This window comes from Sporosarcina sp. D27 (genome assembly GCF_000586555.1).
In the GTDB taxonomy this organism is placed as follows: domain Bacteria; phylum Bacillota; class Bacilli; order Bacillales_A; family Planococcaceae; genus Sporosarcina.
The window spans coordinates 156,897-173,353 of sequence record NZ_AZUC01000046.1 but is presented as its reverse complement, the minus strand read 5'-3'; the positions used below and the strand labels follow the sequence as shown (position 1 = coordinate 173,353).

Sequence of the window (16,457 nt, the reverse complement as noted above, 5' to 3'; positions counted from 1 at the left end):
TTAAAAGTCGTGATCCTTATAACAGAATCACGCTCTTTAATTAAACTGTGTTTTTTCTTGCTTCGTAATTCCAAATCAACTTTTTTAATATTATTGTTTTTTAGGTTTCTTATTTAAAATAAAGCGTAGTTCATTGATATCATCTTCAGATAGGGTATCTTCCTGAATGAATTGGACAAGCATGGATTTCAGGGTACCTCCATAGATACGCTTGATAAATGATTCGGTCTCGGCACGCTGACACTTTTCTTGTGTATAGAGCGGGTAAAAGGTGTAAATTCTTAGATCTTTATTGACACCGACTACATCTTTTTGAACCAATCGATCGAGAAGAGTACGTATGGTTTTCGGCTTCCAATCGGTACTCTCCTGTAAGGATAGTATGATGTCATTCGCTGTTTGAGGGGCTTTATCCCAAAGCACGTTCATGATTTCCCATTCTGATTCTGATATACTAGGAATGTTTTTCTCCATATTTCTTCTCTCCATTTTCATTATAGATTCCTAAATCTTTTAAAATTGATAATGTAATTTCTGCCGCCTTGCTTCCAGATGAATCATCTTGATTTTGTATATTGGTAGCAAAGAAATAAGTATTGTTCTTCGTCTCTACATACCCGATAAACCAACCATTGATGTTTTTTCCATTCACTGCTCCTGTACCTGTTTTTCCTGATAGGTGAGCCTCTTCATTCTTTTCTAAGAATAGTGCTTCCTTCACAGCTTGGATATGCATTTCCTTATATCCCAATTGATTGTTATAAAAGGCTTGCAGCAGTTGGACTTGCTCGACTGGAGAAATTTTTAATGAGGATTCGTGCCAGAATTCACCCAATCCCCCAGATACATCAGAATTTCCATAGTTTATCTCTTGTAAATTGGATTTTATTGTTTCAAATCCTGTTCTACGATCTAATTCTTGGAAATACCAGCTTACAGATTTTTGTAAAGCAGATGAGACATCTTGATCCATATTCCAAGCGTTATAGGGCTGCTCCGTACCATCCCATGAAAGGGTGGATTCTTCGGGTGATATCACATTTGATTCTAGAGCAAATAAGGCACTATAGATTTTGTATGTCGAATCAGGTGATACCCGCAATGTACTTTTCTCTTCATTATAAATGTGATATTGCTGTGCGTTTTGATTATATAAAACAAAACTTCCTTCATACCCTTTAAAAAATCGATCTAAATCCTCATAAACTGCTCCGTCATTATTAAAATAGTATCGGTCATTTTCCGTCGCAAATACTGAAACGAATGGTAATTGGATTGTCAAAATGATACTCGCCAACACATAAATATAGACGCTTTTTCTTATTGGTTTTTTTGCAGAATGCTTATAAGCAGATATTTGTTCAATTCGTTTTTTGATTTGAAGCTTCGAACCGTTTAATTGTGTCACTAACTGTAGCTCACTTGACTGTTTTGAAAGATCCAAAAAATTAATGATTGTATTTCCATATTCAATAAATGAATGATCATCTAGCAACTGTAAAACAGATGTATCACATGCGATTTCCCGATCTAATCTCATTTCTCTAAAAGCAAGCCAGACAAGGGGATTAAACCAATAAATGGTTTGATAGAACAATATCATGTAATTTGTCAGCAGATCCTTGTTTTTATAGTGATTCAGTTCATGAAGAAAGATATACTCGTAATCTTTCAAGCTAAGCCAGTTTTCATGCTTAAAAGGTATGACGATATATGTTTGAAAAAGTCCAAATATCATTGGAGATTGGACTCTTCTCGAAATAACAACCTTTATAGATTTTTTAATCTTTAGTCTTTTCTTGCATTCTTCGAAAAGCACGAGAACTTCTTGATTGGAAAATGCAGAAGAATAATTCTTTATCCTTCTAAGTGTGAGCCATCCACGAACCATAGTAAAGGTAAATAAAAGCATCCCTAACATCCATAATCCCATCACTCCCATATTAAGTAAGGACAGGTCCGGCCGATTGACCGATACAGAAAAGTCTTGTATCAGGTGTAGACCCTGCATCATATCAGTTCCAGTTTTCTCCACATTAGAACTGAGTGCATTAGTCTGATATGCATCCGCACCGCTAAAGAGAGAACTAAAATTAAATAAATCAGTAGGTATGAATGGAAGTGTTAAAGCTATAAAAAGAAACATCCACAAATGATAGTGCGATTTTGCGGTTAGTTGTTTTCCAAACCATTTTCGTATGAGTAGAATAACGGTAACGGAAAATGAAGACACCAATAGACCTATTATAAAATGAGTTAAAAACATGTCCTTCAACACCAACTCTCTTGATTTTTAAATTTAAAAAATCAGGTATATAGCATATTTATAGTAGCTTGATGGTTAGGAAATAAAGAATTGACTTTATTTGATTACGTATGTAATACTATACTACAGATGTAATCAGACTACAAATGTAATCTGTTAAAACTCCTTGAATAAGGTTGTTTTTTCATTTTGTACATAGGAGTCTAATCAAATAATTAGGAGGTTTTACATCATGAACAAAAGACGTTTTTATCAAATACTAGCAGTGATAGGCTTGGTGCTTATGGTTGTAGGCTGCTCAGATGAGAAAAAACAGGTTGTACAACAGTCAGAAACAGAAAATATGGAGGGAACTAACCAATCCTCAGAAAATATAACGGCAAAAGAAACCACAAAAGAGAAATTTGAAGAACTTGAGAAGGAATATGACGCGAGGCTTGGGGTCTATGCCATTGACACAGGAACAAAAGAAATCGTGGAATTTCGTGAGGACGAACGATTTGCGTACACATCTACCTCCAAAGCGCTAGCCGCGGGTGTTTTATTGAAACAAAATCCGATATCAGAGCTTGAGGAAATAAGGACATTTACCAGTGAAGACATTGTTCCCTATTCCCCGATTACAGAAGGCTTTGTGAACAAAGGGATGACTCTAGGAAAGATAGCTGAAGCAGCAATGCAGTACAGTGATAATACAGCAGGAAATCTTCTGTTCAAAGAACTAGGCGGACCAGATGGATTTGAAAAGGCGTTACGAGAAAGTGGCGATACTATCACAATGGCTGACCGTATTGAACCTGATTTGAACGAAGCTATTCCTGGAGATTCAAGGGATACAAGTACCCCTAAAGCACTTGCAACTAACCTTGAGGTGTTTGGAGTCAGTGAGTACCTTTCTGCTGATAAGCAAGAAATTTTCACGAATTGGCTAAAAGGAAGTACGACAGGTGATTCCCTCATTCGAGCTGGTGTACCAGAAGGTTGGGAAGTTGGAGATAAGAGTGGAGCCGGTGGTTATGGAACTCGAAACGATATAGCGATTGTGTGGCCACCAAATCGGGAACCGATTATGATTGCAATCATGTCAAGTCGCGATGAAGAGGATGCCAGCTTTAATGATGAACTCATCGCAAAGGCCACAGAAGTGATTGCTAAGGCGTTTTCTAACAACAAATAGATTAATATTTTAGAGAAGGAGTACGACTCTTCAGGTAAAGATCGTTTTTTACTACAAAAAAGTTGGCGAAATAATATACTTAAAGGGTGCTTATGTTGAATAAGTGTTAAGCAATGGTCTTCTACAATCGGGCGCGATTGTTGTATACAACTTAGATTTTTCAATAACCGTATTGCAAAAGATTCCTCATTTAACAACTTTAATTTACCCCCATCCTGCAGGATGGGGGTATGTGTATTGGAAGTATTTAACTTAAACAACGTAATATAACCTTTGACATTTCCTTATTGCAGGCGGTGTCGGCTTCGCTGCTACTACCCCATATAAAAAAGAAATCAGAATGTCAATTGTATTTATATTTTGGCTATCAAAACTAACGAGTAGGAAGCATATAAGTGAACCATCGAGCGAATAAAAAATTACCCCAACCAAGTATTTTTTTGCTCAAGTAATTTATCAATATGAATAGAAAGTGGAACTCCTACAAGAATATAAATAGGTCCGGCAAAAAAATAACAAGAACAAATGTTTCAAAAACCCAAAGTAATACATATTAGATTCACGCTGAGAGATCAGAGTATAGAAAGCCCACGCATATACGATAGCAGAAAGAATTCCTGTGAGTAATCTTTTCCTAAGTTTATCAATCTGAGCTAGTGGATAGATACTTATTGAAGAAAACTTTCACTTTGTGCCATGCTTCAAATTGTGCCTGTGAGTAATCTTTTATATTTCCTCCTAGTAACAAGGTCATTTCTTTCCCGAAGTGAGACACGACAGATTGTGTAGCAGGTTATACATTGGTAACCGCATTTAATCCACCTCATTTCTACAAGCACTCATGTTTCTATAATTCAGAATTAAAATCAGAATATTTTACAAAAAAACTCCAAATTGAGCACGGATCTTATTCCTGTATTGCCCCCAGTTATGGAACACTATTCTCTGAGGAAGCTTTGGCTTTCAAATTCATATTTCTTTTTATAATAACGGATTGCAAACCCGTACACAGTAAATAAAAGCAGCATTAATACCACCATACTATCTCTATATGACTCATAAGATATATTTGCAATGATGCGATGATAAAGCTCAAGTATCACCCAACCAACCGGAAAAATTGGAAGTGCGATTTTAGAAGATTTAGCTACTATCTTTTGTGCTAAGTCACTCTTAGAGCCCTCACCTTTTAAAAACTTAAAATTCATCGCCAACGTAAATATGAAAAATGGAACCAATAACACTCCAATAACCATTATCAGCATTAATCAAATCCCCCTTAATATAAAGAAATAAATATTCCGTCAATATTAATAAGAGCGCAAATTATTCTGAGATAAATTCCTCCATTTGCTTAGTTTGTAAAATAAGTACCAGATATACCGAAAATTAATTTAATCGTGTTTCGTGTTTTTTTACTCCGTTTAAATCCCTCTTTCGAATCGATAATTAAAACCGTTTTACCAAGCCAGATTCTCAAGTAGAGAGAATGATATTTTATTGGATCACCTATTCCTTTTTCCTCATATTCGGTACCATCTGGTAACTCTGATTCAGTCCTAACCAACCACGTATTACCTATCCCGAATTCAAGAAAACTTCAAAGAATCAACTCTCTCCATCACCTCTTAAATTGCCCTATTCTTGCAAAAGCTATGTTGTTTAAGCCCCCATTTGTGAAACGAAAATCATCTAATATGGTTAAAACAGGATTAAAAGACCTTTTCAAAACAAACACACTGGTGAATACGTTTATTTTCAATTTTAAATTGACTTATGTCCTCACCTACATAATGTGCAAAAGCATTCACCAAGTGTAGTTTTGGAATTTCACTCTGAATTCTTTGAGTCATCTCGTCACCTTCAAAATAGATATGATAATAAGAATAAACATTAGTGAATTTCTGTTTCTCATACCAGTTCCAAACCCACAGATCGTCTCGTGTCCAAGCCTCAAAACGATTTAATCCAATTGCTTTAGCTCTATTCACAGCAGAGTTTAGTAATTGTTGTCCGATTCCTTGTCGAGAAAAATCAGGATGGACTGCGATATGCCAAATCATCCCTCCCAGCCCTTCTCCTCTCGAGCAAACTGTACGTTCCTCTTTTTCGTATTCAACATCAATAAGTCCAACAATTTGGCCATCCATCTCTGCGATTAGTTCAATTGCAGGGTTATCATAGCGTTCTTTTTGTTTTAATACATTATCAAAATATGCCGTCTCTAAAAACGCAAGTACTCGGCATCTTACCCAACCCATTTCATCATTAGGTTCATAGTCTCTAATAATCATCATTTCCCTCCTGATTTTAGGGCCCACGTAGTTTTAGGGGCAATTATACGCCCATCCCTTAAAATAAATTCACCCCTTAAGTACATATATTGTTTTCATGTGTATGCTGGCTAAAACGTTTCATGTATGAATGTACAGAAAAGTAGACCGCACACATCCCTGAGAAACAGCAATCTACCTTCAATTTTTCTTTGTAGCGAAATACCAATGGTCTTCATTGATATTTGACTTGATATTCTAGAGCACATAACTAAAAGTAAAGCTTCATCTACATCTTTCTCAAACAGTCATCAATACTCTGTACGAATAAATGAAGATCAGAGTGAGAGTTCATTTCTCTATATAAGCTTTTTAAAAACGTTTTGCTATTTGCATATAAAAACCAATAGTTTTCCTCACTCAATTGTTCCTTCTGTAATCGAAGTGCTGCAGGAATGCCTTGTATAAAGGATTGTAGTATATCCGGATTCAACCCATTGCTTACCATTGCCAACAAAGGAACTATAATCCGTTCATCTTCATCGTGGATATATACACTAGTGGAAACGAACATGGTTTTCCATAGAACTTCAACCAATTCGTGATAGGAACTCCTTGCCAAATTCGGATTTTTTACAAGTTCATCAATCGCATCAGCTGCGTGCGCAATACTATGAGCCCAGCCTTTCTCAGGTACGTATCCTCGTAGATCTTTCTCTAATATCATGTATTCGATCAAAGCATCCTTTGTTTTGAAAATCATGGAATCGCCAAGGAAATTGTCTGCGTTATCTCGATAAAGAATAAGTGCTATTAAAAGCAAGGTAAATGATCTCGTAAATACGGAATCGGTACCATTCTCTCCTATCCCGACAAATAGTGTTTTGCTTACACACCATTCCAATATGTCATACAACAACTTATGGTCCAACTGATTTTTCTCTAAAATAAGTTGGCAAAATAAGTTGTATATCAGATTATCTCTCAGTTCACTATCAGTGGATCCGATATGTTCAATCATAGATCTAACGAGTAATACTTTATTTTCATCGTCCCAAATTCTATTCCCTTCCTGAACTTCTATTAGGTGAACTTTCAATTCAGTTGCATCCATCGGAGTTATTTTGGCGAAATTCGCAATTTTTATATTCAAATTGGTTCCCTATCCTTTCTTGTCATTCTTCTAAGAGAACTCCATTTAAGAGACTGCTCTGCGAATGTTGGATTTAAATTAACACTAAACTTCAACGAACTTATCTTGACTATTTATCCATTTTTTTATACTTCAGCTACTTGGTGGGGCAGTTGGGACTTCAATATGAATGAAGAGTTCCTCTACAGATTCAGCGTGCTTGCCTCTTAACTAAGAACTTGCAGTATGAATTGACGTGATCCATCTGATCTCTCCATTTACTAAAATTTAACTCGTTGATTCCCATGAAAAGCATTGATAATGAATTCACGATTTGGAACTTGGAGAAGGTCATAAGATGACAAAAAGCTAGTGTTATCATAGATTACTTCTTCAAAGCTTACTTTAATTTTATCCTGTGAAGCGTCTACGATAGCGTATGGGGCTATAGGTTTGGAATTGCATCCTAAAGAGCCTGGATTTAGATAAATTGTGGATTCACTTTCGAAAAAGTGAAGTGGATGATGGTGACCAAAACAAATTAACTCTGCTTCTGAGTCTTTAAATAATTCGGTTAAGTTTTCAAGACTTGGTTCGACAATGTTGCTGAAAGGGTCTAAGCTAATGTGATCAAACAGTTTAGTATTCTCAATGTGATAATGTGTAAACAAGACACTATGACCATTGAGATTTTGATGAATCGTTCGAGGTAATCGTTCCAAATTTGAAATAAACCTATTATCCATAGTGTCAGCAATCCATTGATGATGCTCCCTAGCATGAGAGTGACTGAGTGGATGTTGTTCATCTTTTAAAAGTGCTAGAACTGCTTCATCGTGATTCCCAGTGATCATAGCTATATCGGTTCTGGAAAACAAGATTTCTAAAACTTCGTTTGTATCGGGCCCAATTCCAATCATATCCCCCAAACAAAGGATCTGATCAATATCCTGTCTCTTATCCAAATCTTGAAGCACAGCTCTTAATGCGGGAGCATTTCCATGAATGTCTGCTATTAATCCCATTTTCATATAAGGCTACTCCTTTAACTGATTCAGGAACACGAAAAGTTCCATTAAATTATCAATAACATAGTCACAGTCCCCGCTGTCAAAATGAGAAGTTTTCTTCCAGACACCTCTCATGCCAATAGCCATCGCTGCAACCACATCATTTCCGGGATGATCTCCTACAAAGACGCTCTCACCAGCAGAAACATTCAGCTTCTCTAAAGCTTTTACAAAAATTCTAGGATCCGGTTTTTTCATCCCTTCCCACTCTGATATTACTATCACATCGAAATAATCTGCTATCCCCAAACTCTGGATGTTTTCCATCTGGAACTGACCATATCCATTTGTAATAATGCCAAGAAGAAGATTCTGCCGCTTTAACTCCTCTAACATTTGAAAAAGCCCTGGAAAAGGAACGCATATATACTTAAATTTCTGTTCATAGTCTTGCAGCAGATTTTCCCATGTGATTTGCTCAATCTTGAACTCATGGGTCAATTGCTGGTACACTTTGTCCTTCCATACATAACCATGGTTATCCAACGCTAAAAATCTTGAGACATACTCTTCTTTCTGAACGTCACCTAGTAAACGATGCAGTCTTTCGTACTGATTGGCGATAAACAGCTTTACAGATGCATCTCTATCTAACAACGTGTTATCTAGGTCAAATAAAATTGCCTTAATCATTGGTTATAGGATGCCCCCATTCTAAAAGCGATGTTAACTTCTATATGTACCGTTTTTTCAAAGTGGATAATCATCTAAAGTAGCCAGCACATTTGACAGACTGACTAAAAGTTCCTTTTGTTCAGCGCGTTTCCAGTCCTCTTCGACTTCAGCCATTAACCACATCACTTCATCTAGAAAAACGTGTAATACGATAGCCTCCCACTGTGCACTCTCTACTTTGGATGGCGTTTGATATTTGAGATAACCTGATAAAAAAAGGTTCCATTCATCCGAAGTAAATACTCTATTTGGCGCTGAAACTAGTTCATTGTGAAACAGTAGTAAGGCCAGTGCCAAGTCAAAAGCACGAGGTATCCATTTAGCATTATCCGGATCAATCAAAACAGGTTTGTTGTCTTTGTAGATTAAGTTATTTGCTTTAAAATCGTGCGGAGTGTCGATCCAGTTTAATTCACAATTTTTTATAGTATCCTGATTTTTAACCGCTTGATCTAGATGTATTTTTAACTTATGAGTGTCAATGTTTACATCATATAACTCAACGAATTTCTCTATTTCCTTTATAGACTCCTCCACTTCTTGATAAGTAAAGTCAAAAACATCATATTCTTCTAGTTGAAACCTATTCTCTAAAGTCGAAAAAGAATGAATCCGACCTAACAGTTCGCCAGCTTGTATGATCTGTTCTTCTGATCCTTCATAGACAACTCCCTCAATAAAAGGATAACAAACAAAACACTCGTCGTTGATTTGCTGTGGATTATTGCAACTCATTTCGACGGGAGTTACGATGTTTATATTATTGCTCTCAAGGTGAGAAGTATAATTTACAAGATTGAGAGCTCTTTCTATAGGAAACTGAGTTCTTTTTATGATGTAGTTATCTATTTTAAAAACTTGAGAAAATGGATAAATACTCTTTTGTTCCATTTCTATGTTAAATCCGAATCGTTTTAAAATGGGTATGCTGCTCATACATGACTCTCCTCGCAAAAGGCCTTTCCACAATGAAAGAAGCCCTTTATCTATCATTATCCAAATCACTATCAAGGAATGACTTTTTTTCGATGTCCGCTCCTCTTTGTTTTTTTAAGAATCTCCTATTACAGATTGGTTTTTGCCATTTGTAACTGCAGCAGTGATGACGAAATATAAAAGCCGACAGCCCAAAGAATAATCGAAATAACTAATGAATTAAAAAATCATAGGAACCACCCGCATTCTATTGTTCTCCTGTCAAAACTTTCTTATTACTCCGTGAGTCCATATAGAATAGTAGAATCAAAGTTACCACTGTACTAACTACACATAGTAGTGACGCAACAAAGTCATGAAAGACTATCTCAGTCAAAAAATAGGTCATCGTAGCAGTAGTAAGAATAACCAGGGCTGAGTGGAGGAATGCGCTATGATGTATTTTACTTTGAATCAATCTCAAAAAAATCAGCCTACAGAAGAAAAAGCAAACTAAAGGAATTATTGAGATAATAATAGAGGGAATTGAGGCATACATAATCAATTCATTAAAATCTGATGTGTGATTGAATCGATACCGGTACTGCAAGATTAAGATTGTAATGAATGTCAAATTAAAAATAGCAGTAAAAGAGACTAACCTTTTAAGTGTTTTCATTTTTCCTACCTCATTAAGCGAAAGCTTGAATCCTATTTTTAATCTCAGCGATAACTGAAGGGATTGCGACATGATCAGTATCTATATACTCCTCAAAGTTGTCTTCATTAAAAGCAGTTAAGCATTTGTCTGTTTGTTGAAAGCACCAATTCCCTTCTTCTTCTCCGCGATGACGAAGTCGACCGTAGATTGTATCTTTACTAGCAGTTAAACAAAAATGGTATGTTTGTGTATCGAGCTTACTAAATCCGTCTTTTATGTAATGAAAGTACTCTGGTTTGCGAATCGTCATTGGAACTATCAAGTTCTTTTTGTATTTAGCGATTAAATCATGAGCTACTTGAACCGTTAATTCTTTCCAAAGTTCTAGATCTTGGAAATCACCAGTCTTCGCTTCAAGTTGGATTGTTTGCTGGGGGAGAATATTTCTTAACATAAAGCCAATCTCCTCAGGATCAAATATCATACTGTTTTCTATGCTTTTTACTAGTTCACTAGCTATTGTTGTTTTTCCCACGCCAAATGCGCCATTTATCATGATGATCACAAGAAATTCACCTCATTCATTCAGTTGAAATTGGGATAGTAATTGGTTACTACTGCGTTCTAACACAAACTAGACCGTGTGCCTAATTGTCTTGATTTAAGTGCCACAGTTGCGTTAAAGGTAATTCCTCATAGTTCAAATTTATTTTTTCTTTCAAAAACCATTTGGACATATCGTCTATCTCTCCTGTATAAAATTTCGTGACAACATGACAATGAGCTAATGCGACATGATCCGTTAATTGCTTTGCAAACTGGTCTAAATAAACGATATGTTCATCTTTTACAAGAGTATTAGAATAGACACTGACAGTTATTAAATTTTCCCTTAAATCATCTGCTATAGCATTGCTGGGTATGTCCAAATCTGCTAATTCAGGCAAACGATTCTCATCAAAAATAAACATCCTATAAAAGCTTTCCCCACATTGGACGTCCCAGACTTCTAAATTCTGAAGTCTTAACTTTCTTTCAAAGAAATCAATCATTACAGCCACCTTTACTAGTTACCTGAATGTGTTTTTCATAAATCATGTACACTGTATTAGATTATCGTTCCCAATTAGTCTTGTAGAAACCAACCCGGTTAGGACAAAGTCATTAACTAACCGATCGTATTTTCTTTTGTTTCTTCTTATAAAAATAACGCCAAATAAGAAAGATTGTCCAAGAGATTAGTGGGAGCAAGCCTGTAATATAGCCGGTTGGAGTTTCGGAATATAGAATAAGTAATACTTTAGCTATCACAGTCGGAACCATAATAATCAACCATACTCTGACTTCCTTATTTTTAAAACTCAGCTCAAATCGGTCACCCATGCCGTTCACCTCTTTACTTTAACTATATTGAGGACATGCAGTTTTTAAGAAACGTGTTCGATTACTTTCATATACAGATTGTCAATTTTGACCTTTCAGTATACATAACAGCTGTAAACCATCAGATTTGTAACCGCTATATCCTCCCATCCAACGAGGGTATGTCACAGGAATAATCGTTACTACAAACTGGAGAAAGTTAAAAATAGTTGTCCACCAAAATAATGGATGCAAATGACTTTGGACAGAGGAATTGTCAGAAATCCAAATGCAATTGCGAGAAATAACGACATGAAAGGTCCTCCTGCTAGTGCAATTGCTCTCTGTCGTTAAGTAAAAACAGTATCCCAATAAGCGAAACCGATAAATGACCAAGAGATGTGAGAGTGAAGCCTGCCTAATCTGAAATTCTCTTTATTATGTTCACATCTCGGTCCCAAATAGATATGTGCATGAGAATTTGACGATAAGACTGCTCCGATTCCATGTCCTATCTCATGGAGTAAAATACAAATCGGTACAACTAAAAGATAAATAATCAAGAGTTGTATCATAAATCCACTCTCTCGTACTTCCTTTACTAAAGATTTATTACGCAGTAAATCCTCTACCAATTCTTATTTAGTGAGAAACCATAATTTCGAACAAGAAATTAAAACGCTAAGAAAATTAATTACTCAGTTTTTCCCACTCGCTTAGATACATGGTTTTTGTAATGTTTTTAGGATTGTCGATTTTACAAATGAATTCTAAGCTGTTTCCATCAGGATCATTAAAATGAATTTTAGCGTGACCAAATCCATCATTAGGCATGACAAAAGGTTCGGTGGGTTCAAATCCAAAGGCTTTCCTAGGTGTGCAGCCCTTTTTTGTTAGCCAATTTACTGAGTCTTTGAGGCTTTCCAATGAGACCTCGAAAGCTATATGTCTAATTGAGGGATGATATTCAACTTCCACTTTATCTGTATTCCATAAGCCCAACCAGCTTTTATCCTTTTCAATCCATAAAAAAGCCAATCTGTCTTCTATTTTATGATCAAGCACTAGTCCTAGCCCTTCGTAAAAATGGATAGCCCTATTTACATCACTTACGGGTAAATGTGCTTCGTATAAACCTTTAATCAATACATAAAACCTCCTACAGTTAATAGACTTGCAGGTCTGATATATTATTAGATTATCGATGCGATAAAGCGCTTGATTCTAGAAGCTCCAGAATATTCTCTTCTGCTTTATCTGTTGAGTTTTGACTAGTGGGCCAAGAATTATCATCAGAGTACATTTGAACGTGATCATGGTAACCACTGTTCCTAAATCTTGAATTCGTCTTCTAATTCCTTTTCAATTTCATCATCACTTACCGTAACAATTTTATCTTTAACCCCATAATTTGTTTTTATGAACTGACCCACCTCTGACTTATCAATCCCATCTTTTACTGCTGTAAAGACTACAATGTACAAAAGTAATAAGCCAAAAATCCATAGTAAAATACTTCCCCAGAACATTGGTTTGTACCTCCAATTAAATATTTCAATGCGCTTTTCTAAAGCGATCTTTGGACCGATACAGGCACATTACATCTTCAATACCTGCGCCCGTTAACGATTCTTCACAATCGTGTTCGGATACCTAAAAACAATTATTATCTTGTGATGACTGAATTCGTTTCTAATGATAACTAATCTAAAACCTTTTTAAAATCCATATGTTAGGTGTTCATGGTATACATATTTATGTTGAATTCACTCACCCGTCATCCTCAACCCTTTTTCAATTCTGGATAACAGAGAAGTAGGGAACATTAGTTCAAAACCCTCAGTCAATTAGTATAAGAAGAATACTTCACAAACTTTAAGTGGTCTGCATAAACTTTCATTTCTTTTTGATCTCGAATGTTTTAGCAAACACATAACCTGACAATCCTAGTGAAGCAAAAATAATGTAACATTTATAATTATTAACTTGTAAGTACTGTTCGAGCTCATTCACATCATCGTACCAAATCGGCCAAGCATATTGTTTATGGGACTCAAATTCTTCTCTGTTTTCTGCAAAGAATGTTTTCAAATCTACTTCTTCAATCCCAAACAAAATACTTCCAGCCATTACATGGTCGAAATAATGAGCTAAATAAGAATCGAATGTAACAGTGTCAATATCATCTGCCACCGTTTCGATATCCATTCGCAACTCATGTTCTAAGAAGTTCACTGTGTATCCGATTAACACACCATCGTGAATAGATATTTTCATTCACCTCCTAATTATGCACTAATAGCTATTGTGCAAGAGAGGATCCCCTGCTAATGCAATAATAATCAATATTCTTCAAGTAATGAGTACGTCACCTTTTAAAATTGAATACATATATAAATCATCAAATTTGCCACAAGTAAATTCATAATGTCTTAATAATCCTTCCTTTTCAAAGCCCTTTTTATCCAATAATTTCAGTGATGCTAAATTAGCAGGTTCTATTAATGCTTCTATTCGTTCTAATTGTAAGTGTTGAAATCCATATTTAACTACCGCTTCCAATGCTTCACTGGCAATACCTTTTCCCCAATATTCTTTGCTTAATTCATAACCGATTTCAGCTCGAGAATGCTTGGATTGCCTATTAAGAAAACCACAACTTCCAATAACCCTACCATTGTCCTTGTGAGTTATTCCCCACCTAATTCCAGTACTCTCTTTATAAATCTTTTGGTACCACTCAATTTCTTCTAGTACCTCTTTTTCTGTTTGAAAAGGGTCTAAACCCATATGTTTTACAACATCTTTGTCAGATAAATACACGAACATATCATTTGAATCCTCTTTTTTTACCTCTCTTAAAATTAATCTATCCGTTTCAATGATTGGGAATTCCCTTTTCACTATGAGTTTCCCCTTTCTTAAGTTTAATGGTGTGCAAAATATGATTTAACTGAAGGGTTATGTAACTATATTTGGTCTCGTTACAAGAATGAATCATCAAACTGCTCTTCAACGACGATTTTATATTCCTTTTGTAATTCATCTTAAATAAGAGTAGTCTTTCATTCTGAAATATTGTATTGCTGTTACTTCACATCAGGTAGAGTAACTTGATACTTCTAGCTTTAAGCTGTATCAAGTTCTGATCGAATCACTCATGGGATATGTCGTTCATTTCAAGCAGGTCCAATAAGTTTTCTGGAACAAGACGAAGCTCCCCTGATCGAAACGCCTGTATAGGCAGACGCATCACCTTAAATAGTTCTCCGTTATCTTCAATGCCTTCAAATATACTCGCTTTGTTAAAAAAGTTTTCGGTGAAAGATGCATCATAGACCCTTACAATCTCGTGCCCTATCATTCCGTTGAAGCTGAATATGTTTTCTAGCGTTCCCAAGTATGCAAGAGCCGTAATACCAGTATCGAGTTCTTCTTTCATTTCCCGGATGAGTGCTTCCTCACTGCTTTCACCGAATTCGATTCCTCCACCGATTGGCCGGTAAAAGTGATCCTTTTTCACTGGATCATAACCTTCTGCAACAAGGATGGTATCCTCTTGTTGGAAAACACTAATAACCAGTGGCCGTATGATTCCTTCTCTCATTTCAATCCTCCCACTCATGTATCTATGTTTTTTAGTATGCTTTACCACTCTCACTAGAAAAATCGAAGGATATATAATTCTCATGCACTTACTGGTACTAACTATTCGATTTAGTCAGTTATCCGTAATAAATGAAGAAAATACTCCTATGTATTTCCAACTTACTAACATCCGTGAGTCATTTCTGTAACATTCCCCTCCAAATTGCAGAAAGGGGGTACATTGGAGATACGTCAATTTTCTTGAGGTGCCTAATTATGAGTAAGAAACGTTTATCCTGGGTGGATGGGGCAAAAGGATTTTTAATGATCCTCGTCGTCATTGGTCATTATCCCGGACAGCTTGATTTCCCACTCGTTAAATATATCTATTGGTTTCACATGCCAGCTTTCTTCATTTTAAGTGGTTTATTTTTTAAACCTGTTATTGAAAAGGGCTTAGTGAAACACATGGTTCATAAACGGTTTATGCAATTGATAGTTCCTTATTTGTTCTTTCTAGGAAGCATTACGCTGATTCGTTACGGGATTGAGCTTAGTTCGGGCAATATAGATTTGTCATGGTATGTGAATGATTTTTGGGCGCTTGTTGTCGGCGGACGCTTTGCCCGTGGTGCGTACGGTGTTTTCTGGTTTGTCACTACGCTTTTCTTTACGTATTTGTTCTTCTTATGGATGACTAAATACTTTAGCCGAACAAAACAAATCATTATTTTGGTAATCTCTTATAGTATCGCTCATTATGAAAGCTTTTTTGCAATGAGCGTCATTGGCGGGAAACCTGACACTGCGTCTCAAACAGTCCCAATGATTTGGAACATCGATGTCGTACTTATGGCAGTAGTCTATTTTGCGTTAGGTTATTATATGAAGAGTATTTGGACGAACGTTTCAATAAGATGGTTAATCGTCGGAATAATAAGTAGTGTAACAGCCATTTCACTCGATATGAATCATGTAATTGACTACCATTTAAGTATGAAGTTTTTACGTTATGAACATTTCTTTTTAGATTTAATCATTCCAGTTTCATTTACGCTCGTATTGGTTGGCGTATTCCAGCTCATTGCAGCACAGCTGTCCGTAAAATGGTTGCAAAAAATCGAGAAGCACTCCTTAACGATTATGTACTTGCACATCTTTACAGATATTTTGCTAAACGATTACTTCACATATGGCATTGTTGGTTTCACCGCATTCGGTTTGGTCGTTCCAATCGTTTTTTCGATCCTCATACAAAAATTTCTACCGTACGGAAAGCTACTCCTTGGTGGATTTTCACAAAAAAAGACCTCACCCAATCCAGCAATTACTCATTAA

18 protein-coding genes and 1 pseudogene are annotated in these 16,457 nt (G+C 36.0%); 2 read left to right on the top strand and 17 right to left on the bottom strand.

Annotation, left to right across the window (positions count from 1 at the left end; translation table 11 throughout):
• Positions 1–90: 90 nt before the first annotated feature.
• Positions 91–474 carry a penicillinase repressor BlaI gene (blaI, locus tag N693_RS0109065; RefSeq protein WP_025784473.1) on the bottom strand — a complete coding sequence of 128 codons (384 nt, stop codon included), beginning with the start codon at positions 472–474 and terminating at the stop codon, positions 91–93.
• Positions 455–2,266: a BlaR1 family beta-lactam sensor/signal transducer gene (locus tag N693_RS0109060; RefSeq protein WP_025784472.1), complete on the bottom strand. Its 1,812-nt coding sequence runs from the start codon at positions 2,264–2,266 to the stop codon at positions 455–457. Before N693_RS0109060 ends, blaI begins: the two co-directional genes overlap by 20 nt.
• Before the next feature lie 232 nt (positions 2,267–2,498).
• On the opposite strand from N693_RS0109060, the gene bla reads away from it, so the two are divergent.
• Complete coding sequence (gene bla, locus N693_RS0109055) at positions 2,499–3,443, top strand: class A beta-lactamase (RefSeq protein ID WP_025784471.1); 945 nt, start codon at positions 2,499–2,501, stop codon at positions 3,441–3,443.
• Between the two features lie 643 nt (positions 3,444–4,086).
• Here bla and N693_RS20800 read toward each other — a convergent pair.
• The 15 genes and pseudogenes from N693_RS20800 to N693_RS0108970 all read right to left on the bottom strand — a co-directional run bounded on the left by N693_RS20800 (position 4,087) and on the right by N693_RS0108970 (position 15,138).
• Positions 4,087–4,218 carry an acyl-CoA thioester hydrolase/BAAT C-terminal domain-containing protein gene (locus N693_RS20800; RefSeq protein ID WP_371257552.1) on the bottom strand — a complete coding sequence of 44 codons (132 nt, stop codon included), beginning with the start codon at positions 4,216–4,218 and terminating at the stop codon, positions 4,087–4,089.
• 163 nt (positions 4,219–4,381) lie between these two features.
• Positions 4,382–4,708: a hypothetical protein gene (locus N693_RS0109050; protein WP_025784470.1), complete on the bottom strand. Its 327-nt coding sequence runs from the start codon at positions 4,706–4,708 to the stop codon at positions 4,382–4,384.
• 89 nt (positions 4,709–4,797) lie between these two features.
• Positions 4,798–5,040: pseudogene (locus tag N693_RS0109045) on the bottom strand (DUF3977 family protein); the annotation flags it as partial.
• Between the two features lie 115 nt (positions 5,041–5,155).
• Entirely contained in the window at positions 5,156–5,737 is a 582-nt protein-coding gene (locus tag N693_RS0109040; RefSeq protein ID WP_037593004.1) for a GNAT family N-acetyltransferase, read from the bottom strand.
• Positions 5,738–6,005: 268 nt separating this feature from the next.
• On the bottom strand, positions 6,006–6,869 hold the full coding sequence (locus N693_RS19080; protein WP_081760192.1) for a DUF2785 domain-containing protein: 864 nt from the start codon (positions 6,867–6,869) through the stop codon (positions 6,006–6,008).
• Positions 6,870–7,129: 260 nt separating this feature from the next.
• Positions 7,130–7,879, bottom strand: coding sequence for a metallophosphoesterase (locus N693_RS0109030; protein WP_025784467.1), 750 nt, complete (start codon positions 7,877–7,879; stop codon positions 7,130–7,132).
• A gap of 6 nt (positions 7,880–7,885) precedes the next feature.
• Positions 7,886–8,551: an HAD family hydrolase gene (locus N693_RS0109025; RefSeq protein WP_025784466.1), complete on the bottom strand. Its 666-nt coding sequence runs from the start codon at positions 8,549–8,551 to the stop codon at positions 7,886–7,888.
• 57 nt (positions 8,552–8,608) lie between these two features.
• Positions 8,609–9,529, bottom strand: coding sequence for a phosphotransferase (locus N693_RS0109020; protein WP_025784465.1), 921 nt, complete (start codon positions 9,527–9,529; stop codon positions 8,609–8,611).
• 671 nt (positions 9,530–10,200) lie between these two features.
• Positions 10,201–10,725: an AAA family ATPase gene (locus N693_RS0109010; RefSeq protein ID WP_253271183.1), complete on the bottom strand. Its 525-nt coding sequence runs from the start codon at positions 10,723–10,725 to the stop codon at positions 10,201–10,203.
• 91 nt (positions 10,726–10,816) lie between these two features.
• Positions 10,817–11,221, bottom strand: coding sequence for a hypothetical protein (locus tag N693_RS0109005; RefSeq protein WP_025784462.1), 405 nt, complete (start codon positions 11,219–11,221; stop codon positions 10,817–10,819).
• A gap of 1,000 nt (positions 11,222–12,221) precedes the next feature.
• The gene (locus tag N693_RS0108990; protein ID WP_025784460.1) at positions 12,222–12,677 is read right to left on the bottom strand and encodes a VOC family protein; all 456 of its coding nucleotides are present in this window, start codon (positions 12,675–12,677) and stop codon (positions 12,222–12,224) included.
• A 185-nt stretch (positions 12,678–12,862) separates the two neighbouring features.
• Positions 12,863–13,060: a hypothetical protein gene (locus tag N693_RS0108985; protein WP_025784459.1), complete on the bottom strand. Its 198-nt coding sequence runs from the start codon at positions 13,058–13,060 to the stop codon at positions 12,863–12,865.
• A gap of 367 nt (positions 13,061–13,427) precedes the next feature.
• Entirely contained in the window at positions 13,428–13,808 is a 381-nt protein-coding gene (locus N693_RS0108980; RefSeq protein ID WP_025784458.1) for a hypothetical protein, read from the bottom strand.
• 75 nt (positions 13,809–13,883) lie between these two features.
• Positions 13,884–14,435, bottom strand: a complete 552-nt coding sequence (locus tag N693_RS0108975) for a GNAT family N-acetyltransferase (RefSeq protein ID WP_025784457.1) — start codon at positions 14,433–14,435, stop codon at positions 13,884–13,886.
• A 250-nt stretch (positions 14,436–14,685) separates the two neighbouring features.
• A complete protein-coding gene (locus N693_RS0108970; protein ID WP_025784456.1) occupies positions 14,686–15,138 on the bottom strand; it encodes an NUDIX hydrolase in 453 nt (150 codons plus the stop codon).
• 257 nt (positions 15,139–15,395) lie between these two features.
• Here N693_RS0108970 and N693_RS0108965 point away from each other — a divergent pair, with 257 nt between their 5' ends.
• A complete protein-coding gene (locus tag N693_RS0108965; protein ID WP_025784455.1) occupies positions 15,396–16,457 on the top strand; it encodes an acyltransferase family protein in 1,062 nt (353 codons plus the stop codon).

What these genes read in the sequence shown, in the direction of transcription:
- blaI (WP_025784473.1), bottom strand. Translation starts at nt 474, where the DNA reads ATGGAGAAAAACATTCCTAGTATATCAGAATCAGAATGGGAAATCATG.
- N693_RS0109060 (WP_025784472.1), bottom strand. Translation starts at nt 2,266, where the DNA reads ATGTTTTTAACTCATTTTATAATAGGTCTATTGGTGTCTTCATTTTCC.
- bla (WP_025784471.1), top strand. Translation starts at nt 2,499, where the DNA reads ATGAACAAAAGACGTTTTTATCAAATACTAGCAGTGATAGGCTTGGTG.
- N693_RS0109050 (WP_025784470.1), bottom strand. Translation starts at nt 4,708, where the DNA reads ATGCTGATAATGGTTATTGGAGTGTTATTGGTTCCATTTTTCATATTT.
- N693_RS0109040 (WP_037593004.1), bottom strand. Translation starts at nt 5,737, where the DNA reads ATGATTATTAGAGACTATGAACCTAATGATGAAATGGGTTGGGTAAGA.
- N693_RS0109030 (WP_025784467.1), bottom strand. Translation starts at nt 7,879, where the DNA reads ATGAAAATGGGATTAATAGCAGACATTCATGGAAATGCTCCCGCATTA.
- N693_RS0109025 (WP_025784466.1), bottom strand. Translation starts at nt 8,551, where the DNA reads ATGATTAAGGCAATTTTATTTGACCTAGATAACACGTTGTTAGATAGA.
- N693_RS0109020 (WP_025784465.1), bottom strand. Translation starts at nt 9,529, where the DNA reads ATGAGCAGCATACCCATTTTAAAACGATTCGGATTTAACATAGAAATG.
- N693_RS0109010 (WP_253271183.1), bottom strand. Translation starts at nt 10,725, where the DNA reads ATGATAAATGGCGCATTTGGCGTGGGAAAAACAACAATAGCTAGTGAA.
- N693_RS0109005 (WP_025784462.1), bottom strand. Translation starts at nt 11,221, where the DNA reads ATGATTGATTTCTTTGAAAGAAAGTTAAGACTTCAGAATTTAGAAGTC.
- N693_RS0108985 (WP_025784459.1), bottom strand. Translation starts at nt 13,060, where the DNA reads ATGTTCTGGGGAAGTATTTTACTATGGATTTTTGGCTTATTACTTTTG.
- N693_RS0108980 (WP_025784458.1), bottom strand. Translation starts at nt 13,808, where the DNA reads ATGAAAATATCTATTCACGATGGTGTGTTAATCGGATACACAGTGAAC.
- N693_RS0108970 (WP_025784456.1), bottom strand. Translation starts at nt 15,138, where the DNA reads ATGAGAGAAGGAATCATACGGCCACTGGTTATTAGTGTTTTCCAACAA.
- N693_RS0108965 (WP_025784455.1), top strand. Translation starts at nt 15,396, where the DNA reads ATGAGTAAGAAACGTTTATCCTGGGTGGATGGGGCAAAAGGATTTTTA.